Here is a 7,160-nt window from a genome sequence, read left to right as displayed (position 1 = left end):
GGGTACATGGTCGGTGGCATGGCCAAGGGGGCCGGCATGATGGCGCCCGCCCTGGCCACCATGCTCTGCGTGATCACCACTGATGCCGAGCTGACCGCCGAGGAGCTTGACGCGGTGCTGCGCCGGGCGACGTCGGTGACCTTCGACCGGCTCGACACCGACGGTTGCATGTCCACCAACGACACGGTGCTGCTGCTGTCCAGCGGCGCCGCCGGTGTCCGGCCCGATCTGGCCGAGTTCGAGCAGAAGGTGACGGAGGTCTGCGCCGACCTGGCCCGGCAGCTCCTGGTCGACGCCGAGGGCGCCAGCAAGGCCATCGCCATCGAGGTGGTGGGCGCGGCGTCGGAGGACGACGCGGTCAAGGTCGGCCGCGCGGTCGCCCGGTCCAACCTGCTCAAGTGCGCCATCCACGGGGAGGACCCCAACTGGGGCCGGGTGCTGTCCGCGGTCGGCACGACCGACGCCGAGTTCGAGCCCGACCGGCTCAACGTGGCGATCAACGGCGTCTGGATCTGCCGCGGCGGCGCCGTGGGCGACGACCGTGACAAGGTCGACATGCGTCCGCGGGACGTCACCATCACCGTCGACCTGTCGGCCGGCCCGCACACCGCCACCGTGCACACCACGGACCTGACGGCCGACTACGTCCACGAGAACTCGGCGTACTCCACATGAGGGCCGCGCAGGAGAAGGCGGCGGCCCTGATCGAGGCGCTGCCGTGGCTGAAGCGTTTCCACGGCGCGACCGTCGTCATCAAGTACGGCGGCAACGCGATGATCGACGAGACGCTCAAGGAGGCGTTCGCCGAGGACGTGGTCTTCCTGCGGTACGCCGGTCTGCGGCCGGTCGTGGTGCACGGCGGCGGCCCGCAGATCAACGCCCACCTGGACAAGCTGGGCATCGAGTCGACGTTCACCGCCGGGCTGCGGGTCACCACCCCGGAGGCCATGCAGGTGGTCAGGATGGTGCTGGTCGGCCAGGTGGGCCGCGACATCATCGGCCTGATCAACCACCACGGCCCGTTCGCGGTCGGCCTGTCCGGCGAGGACGCCCATCTGTTCACCGCCGAGCGCAAGAACGCCGTGGTGGACGGCGAGGCGGTCGACATCGGCCAGGTGGGCGAGATCGTCAAGGTGGAGCCGGGCGCGGTGGAGGCGCTGCTGGCCGACGGGCGCGTCCCGGTCGTGTCGAGCGTCGCCCGCGGGGCGGACGGAGAAATCTACAATGTAAATGCGGACACGGCGGCGGCCGCGCTGGCCGTGGCGCTCAAGGCGGAGAAGCTGGTCGTCCTCACCGACGTCGAGGGACTGTACGCCAACTGGCCCGACGACACCGACGTCATCGACGAGGTGGACGCGGCCGAGCTGGAGCGGATGCTGCCCACGCTGTCCAGCGGCATGGCGCCCAAGATGGAAGCCTGCCTGACCGCCGTCCGCGGCGGCGTGCCGCGCGCCCACGTGCTCGACGGCCGGGTGCCGCACGCGCTGCTGCAGGAGATCTTCACCAACGAAGGAATCGGAACCATGGTGGTGCCCTCATGACCAGCTTGTACGAGCGGTTCGAGCGGGTCTTCATGCCCAACTACGGCGTCCCCCCGCTCGCGCTGGCCAGAGGCGAGGGCGCCCGGGTGTGGGACGTCGAGGGCAACGAGTACCTCGACTTCATCGCCGGCATCGCGGTCGTCTCCCTCGGCCACGCCCACCCCGCGCTGGTCGAGGCCGTCTCCAGGCAGGTGGCGACGCTCGCCCACACCAGCAACCTGTTCCTGCACGAGCCCGAGGTGCTGCTGGCCGAGAGGCTGACGGGCCTGCTCGGCGCGCCCGCCCGCGTCTTCTTCGCCAACTCCGGCACCGAGGCCAACGAGGCCGCCTACAAGCTCGCGGTCAAGTACGGCAGGCGCACCGGCCGCTCCTACTTCGTGGCGGCCGAGAACGGCTTCCACGGCCGCACGATCGGCGCGCTGTCGCTGAGCGGCAAGAAGTCGATCCGCGACCAGTTCGGCCCGTTCCCGGTCGACGTCCGGTTCGTCCCGTACGGTGACGCGGACGCGCTGAAGGCGGCCGTGACCGCCGAGTGCGCGGCGGTGTTCCTGGAGCCGACGCAGGGCGAGGCCGGCGTGGTGCCGCCGCCCGACGGCTACCTGGCGGCGGCCCGCGAGATCTGCGACGCCACCGGCGCGCTGCTGGTGGCCGACGAGATCCAGTCGGCGATCGGGCGCACCGGCCACTGGTTCGCCCACCAGGCCGACGGCGTCACGCCCGACATCCTGACGCTGGCCAAGGGGCTCGGCGGCGGGCTGCCCATCGGCGCCTGCGTCGGCTTCGGGGAGGCCGGCACGCTGTTCGAGAAGGGCGACCACGGCTCGACCTTCGGCGGGAACCCGGTGTCCTGCGCCGCGGCGCTGGCCGTGCTCGACCACGTGGACCTCGGCCACGTGCGGGAGGTCGCCGAGCGGCTGCGCGGCGGGCTCGAATCGGTCGCGCATCCGATGCTGAAGGGAGTGCGCGGGCGCGGGCTGTGGCTGGCCGCCGTGCTCGACGCGCCGATTTCTGGGCAGGTGCAGAAGGCGGCCCAGGAAGCGGGCTTCCTGGTCAACGCCGTCCAGCCGGACGCGGTGCGGATCGCGCCCCCGCTGGTCGTGACGGCGGCGCAGGTGGACGCCTTCACCGCGGCGTTCCCGAAGATCCTCACGGAGGCGAGCAAGTGACGACGAGGCACGGCGCGGACCCGGCGCGGGTCAGGCACTTCCTGAGGGACGACGACCTGTCGCCGGACGAGCAGGAGGAGGTGCTCGCCCTGGCGGCGGAGATGAAGAAGGACCGCTTCGGCCACCGCCCGTTCGAGGGGCCCAGGACCGTGGCGGTGCTGTTCGACAAGCCGTCGGCCAGGACGCGGATCTCCTTCCACGCCGGCATCGGCGAACTCGGCGGCCTGCCGCTGATCGTCGACGGCGTCTCCACGCTCATGGGCCGCGGCGAGCCGATCGAGGACATCGCCCGCGTGCTCGACCGGCAGGTGGCCGCCATCGTGTGGCGCACCAACGGGCAGGAACTGATCGAGACCATGGCCGCCAACTCCGCGGTGCCGGTGGTCAACGCGCTCACCGACGAGTTCCACCCCTGCCAGATCCTCGCCGACCTGCAGACCGTACGCGAGCGGTTCGGCCGCACCACCGGCCTGACGCTCGCGTACGTGGGGGACGGCGCCAACAACATGGCCAACTCCTACCTGCTGGGCGGCGCCACCGCCGGCATGCACGTGCGGATCGGCGCCCCGGCCGGTTACCAGCCGGACGCCGTCGTGCTGGGCCGGGCCGCGTCGATCGCCGCCGCCACCGGCGGCTCGGTGGTGGCGGTGTCCGACCCGGTCGCCGCCGTCCAGGGAGCGCACGTCGTGGCCGCCGACACCTGGGTGTCGATGGGCCAGGACGGCAAGGAGGACCGGGTCCGCGACCTCATGGCCTACCAGGTGAACGCCGAGCTGCTGGCGCACGCCGACGCTGACGCGGTCGTGCTCCACTGCCTGCCCGCCTACCGGGGCAACGAGATCACCGCCGACGTCCTGGACGGCCCGCGCAGCGCCGTGTGGGACCAGGCGGAGAACCGGCTGCACGCCCAGAAGGCGCTCCTCCACTGGCTGGTGACCCGGCCATGACCATCCCGATGACCAAGGCGGCCCGGCACGCGAGGATCACCGACCTGCTCCAGCGCCAGCCGGTGCGGTCGCAGCCTGAGCTGGCCAAGCTGCTGGCCGAGAGCGGCGTCGAGGTCACCCAGGCCACGCTCTCGCGTGACCTGGACGAGCTGGGCGCGCTGAAGCTGCGCGCCGGGGACGGCTCGCTGGTGTACGCGCTGCCCGGTGAGGGCGGCGGGCGGATCCCGCGGGCCAGGCTCGGCACCGGGGAGTCCCCGGCCGCGCGGCTGCACCGCATCGCCGAGGAGCTGCTGGTCGGGGCCGAGGCCTCGGCCAACCTCGTCATCGTCAGGACCCCGCCGGGCGCGGCCCAGTTCCTCGCCTCCGCCATCGACCACGCCGACTGGGAGTCGATCCTGGGCACGGTCGCCGGGGACGACACGATCCTGGTCATCAGCCGTGATCCGCAGGGCGGCCAGGTTCTCGCGCAGGCGCTGCTGAAGGCGGCCGACCGGCGCGCCTAGACCGAACATTCCCTACTTTATGGAGATGGAGCAATGACGGAGAGAGTGGTCCTGGCATTCTCAGGAGGCCTCGACACGTCGGTGGCCATCCCGTTCCTCGCCGAGAAGATGAACGCCGAGGTCATCGCCGTCGCGGTGGACCTCGGCCAGGGCGGTGAGGACATGGACGCCATCCAGAAGCGCGCCATGGACTGCGGCGCCGTCGAGTCCGTCGTCGTCGACGCCAAGGAGGAGTTCGCGGCCGACTTCTGCGTGCCCGCCCTCCAGGCCAACGCCCTCTACATGGGCCGCTACCCGCTGCTGTCGTCGCTCTCGCGCCCCCTCATCGTCAAGCACCTGGTCACCGCGGCCAAGCGGTTCGGCGGCACCATCGTGTCCCACGGCTGCACCGGCAAGGGCAACGACCAGGTCCGCTTCGAGGCCGGGCTGGCCGCGCTGGCCCCCGACCTCGAGGTGGTCGCCCCGGCCCGCGACTTCGCCTGGACCCGCGACAAGGCGATCGAGTTCGCCGAGCGCAAGGGCCTGCCGATCGAGACCACCAGGAAGAACCCGTTCTCCATCGATCAGAACCTGTGGGGCCGCGCCATCGAGACCGGCTTCCTGGAGGACATCTGGAACGCGCCGAGCGAGGACGTCTACGCCTACACCGCCGACCCGTCGGCGCCGCGCGAGCCCGACGAGGTGGTCATCACCTTCGAGCAGGGCGTCCCGGTCCGGCTCGACGGCCGCCCGCTCACCCCGTACGAGATCGTCGCCGAGCTGAACACGCGGGCCGGCGCGCACGGCGTCGGCCGCATCGACATGGTCGAGGACCGGCTGGTCGGCATCAAGTCGCGCGAGGTGTACGAGGCGCCGGCCGCGATCACGCTCATCACCGCGCACCAGGAGCTGGAGTCCGTCACCGTCGAGCGCGACCTGGCCCGCTTCAAGCGCGGTGTCGACCAGCGGTGGACCGAGCTGGTCTACGACGGGCTGTGGTATTCGCCACTCAAGCGCGGGCTCGACGCGCTCATCGCCGACGCCCAGCGGTACGTGAGCGGCGACATCCGGATGACCCTGCACGGCGGCCGCGCGACCGTCACCGGCAGGCGGTCCGAGCAGTCCCTGTACGACTTCTCACTGGCCACCTACGACACCGGCGACACGTTCGACCAATCGCTGGCCAAAGGTTTCGTCCAGCTGTTCAGCCTGCCATCGAAGATCGCGGCGGCTCGCGACGCGAAGCAGGGGTGAAGTGCACTATGGTCGCGGAGGACGTGCGGTGAAGGTTGAGGAGAAGACGGTGAGTGATGGCAAGCCGATGCGGCTGTGGGGCGGGCGTTTCGAAGGAGGCCCGTCCGACGCGCTGACCCGGCTGTCGGTGAGCGTGCACTTCGACTGGCGGCTGGTGCCCTACGACCTGGCGGCCTCCCGGGCGCACGCCCGGGTCCTGCACAGGGCGGGGCTGCTGAGCGGCGAGGAGCTGCAGCGCATGATCGGCGCGCTCGACGACCTGGAGCGGGCCTGCAAGGCGGGCGAGTTCCGGCCCACCGTCGCCGACGAGGACGTGCACACCGCGCTGGAGCGCGGCCTGCTGGAGCGGCTCGGCACCCTCGGCGGCAAGCTCCGCGCCGGCCGCAGCCGCAACGACCAGATCGCCACCGACCTGCGTCTCTACCTGCGCGACCACGTCCGCACGATCGTCTCCCGCCTGGTGGAGCTGGAGACGGCGCTGATGGAGCAGGCCGAGCAGCACGCCGAGACGGCCGCGCCCGGCATGACCCACCTGCAGCACGCGCAGCCGGTGTCGTTCGGGCACCAGTTGCTCGCGCACGTGCACGCGTTCGCCCGCGACATCGACCGGCTCACCGACTGGGACAAGCGGGCCGCGATCTCGCCGCTCGGCTCCGGCGCGCTGGCCGGCTCGTCACTGCCGCTGGACCCGCAGGCGGTCGCCCAGGAGCTCGGGTTCGACGCGGCCGCGCCCAACTCGATGGACGCGGTCGCCGACCGCGACTTCGCGGCCGAGTTCCTGTTCGCCGCGGCCCTGATCGGCACCCACCTGTCGCGGCTGGGCGAGGAGATCGTCCTGTGGGCCTCGCAGGAGTTCCGCTGGATCGAGATGGACGACGCCTACTCCACGGGCTCGTCGATCATGCCGCAGAAGAAGAACCCCGACGTGGCCGAGTTGGCCCGCGGCAAGTCCGGCCGCCTGATCGGCAACCTGATGGCGCTGCTGACCACGCTCAAGGGCCTGCCCCTCACCTACAACCGCGACCTGCAGGAGGACAAGGAGCCGGTGTTCGACTCCGTCGACACCCTGCTGCTGGTCCTGCCCGCGATGGCCGGGCTCGTCTCGACCATGCGGGTCAACACCGCCCGTCTGGAGGCGTCGGCCCCCGACGGGTTCGCCCTCGCCACCGACCTGGCGGAGCTGCTGGTGCGGCGCGGCGTGCCCTTCCGCGAGGCGCACGAGGCCGTCGGCCACCTGGTGGTGTGGTGCCAGGTCAACGACAAGGACCTCGGCGACCTCTCCGACGAGGAGCTGACCAAGGTCTCGCCGCACCTGACGCCCGACGTCCGCGACGTGCTCAACGTCGCCGGCGCGCTCGCCGCCCGCAAGGCCCACGGCGGCACCGCCCCGGACCGGGTGCGCGACCAGCTCGTGGCGCTGCGCGAGGCGGTCGACGCCCAGGCGGCCTGGGCGGCCGGATCCTGAGCGGGGTGCTGAGCACGGCCCCGCTGCCCCGCGCCTTCTTCGACCGGCCGTCCCACGAGGTGGCGCCCGACCTGCTCGGGCGCCTGATCGTGCACGACGGCGTGGCCGTCCGGCTCACCGAGGTCGAGGCGTACGGCGGGCCGGGGGAGGATCCCGCGGCCCACACCTACCGCGGCCGGACGGCCCGCAACGCCATCATGTTCGGCCCGCCCGGCCACCTGTACGTGTACTTCACCTACGGCATGCACTTCTGCGCCAACCTGGTCTGCCTGGCCGAGGGCCTGGGCTCGGCGGTGCTGCTCCGG

8 protein-coding genes are annotated in these 7,160 nt (G+C 71.8%); all 8 read left to right on the top strand.

What is annotated here, in order from left to right; all coding sequences use genetic code 11:
* Nucleotides 1–675: bifunctional ornithine acetyltransferase/N-acetylglutamate synthase (locus OUY22_RS34665; protein WP_270159531.1), on the top strand; the 675-nt coding region annotated here is incomplete at its 5' end.
* Nucleotides 672–1,541: an acetylglutamate kinase gene (argB, locus tag OUY22_RS34660; protein WP_270159530.1), complete on the top strand. Its 870-nt coding sequence runs from the start codon at nt 672–674 to the stop codon at nt 1,539–1,541. The genes OUY22_RS34665 and argB, both read left to right, overlap by 4 nt.
* A complete protein-coding gene (locus tag OUY22_RS34655; protein ID WP_270159529.1) occupies nt 1,538–2,707 on the top strand; it encodes an acetylornithine transaminase in 1,170 nt (389 codons plus the stop codon). Before argB ends, OUY22_RS34655 begins: the two co-directional genes overlap by 4 nt.
* Nucleotides 2,704–3,654, top strand: a complete 951-nt coding sequence (gene argF, locus OUY22_RS34650) for an ornithine carbamoyltransferase (RefSeq protein ID WP_270159528.1) — start codon at nt 2,704–2,706, stop codon at nt 3,652–3,654. Before OUY22_RS34655 ends, argF begins: the two co-directional genes overlap by 4 nt.
* On the top strand, nt 3,651–4,157 hold the full coding sequence (locus OUY22_RS34645) for an arginine repressor (protein ID WP_270159527.1): 507 nt from the start codon (nt 3,651–3,653) through the stop codon (nt 4,155–4,157). Before argF ends, OUY22_RS34645 begins: the two co-directional genes overlap by 4 nt.
* A 33-nt stretch (nt 4,158–4,190) precedes the next feature.
* The gene (locus OUY22_RS34640) at nt 4,191–5,390 is read left to right on the top strand and encodes an argininosuccinate synthase (protein WP_270159526.1); all 1,200 of its coding nucleotides are present in this window, start codon (nt 4,191–4,193) and stop codon (nt 5,388–5,390) included.
* A gap of 67 nt (nt 5,391–5,457) precedes the next feature.
* Nucleotides 5,458–6,855 (top strand): argininosuccinate lyase, encoded by a 1,398-nt coding sequence (gene argH, locus OUY22_RS34635; protein WP_270159533.1) that lies wholly within the window; start codon nt 5,458–5,460, stop codon nt 6,853–6,855.
* Between the two features lie 8 nt (nt 6,856–6,863).
* The coding region (locus OUY22_RS34630; RefSeq protein ID WP_270159532.1) for a DNA-3-methyladenine glycosylase at nt 6,864–7,160 on the top strand (297 nt) is incomplete at its 3' end.

The organism is Nonomuraea corallina (assembly GCF_027620315.1).
In the GTDB taxonomy this organism is placed as follows: Bacteria; Actinomycetota; Actinomycetes; order Streptosporangiales; family Streptosporangiaceae; genus Nonomuraea; species Nonomuraea corallina.
The sequence above is the reverse complement of the archived record's forward strand: the minus strand, read 5'-3'. Positions and strand labels throughout refer to the sequence as shown.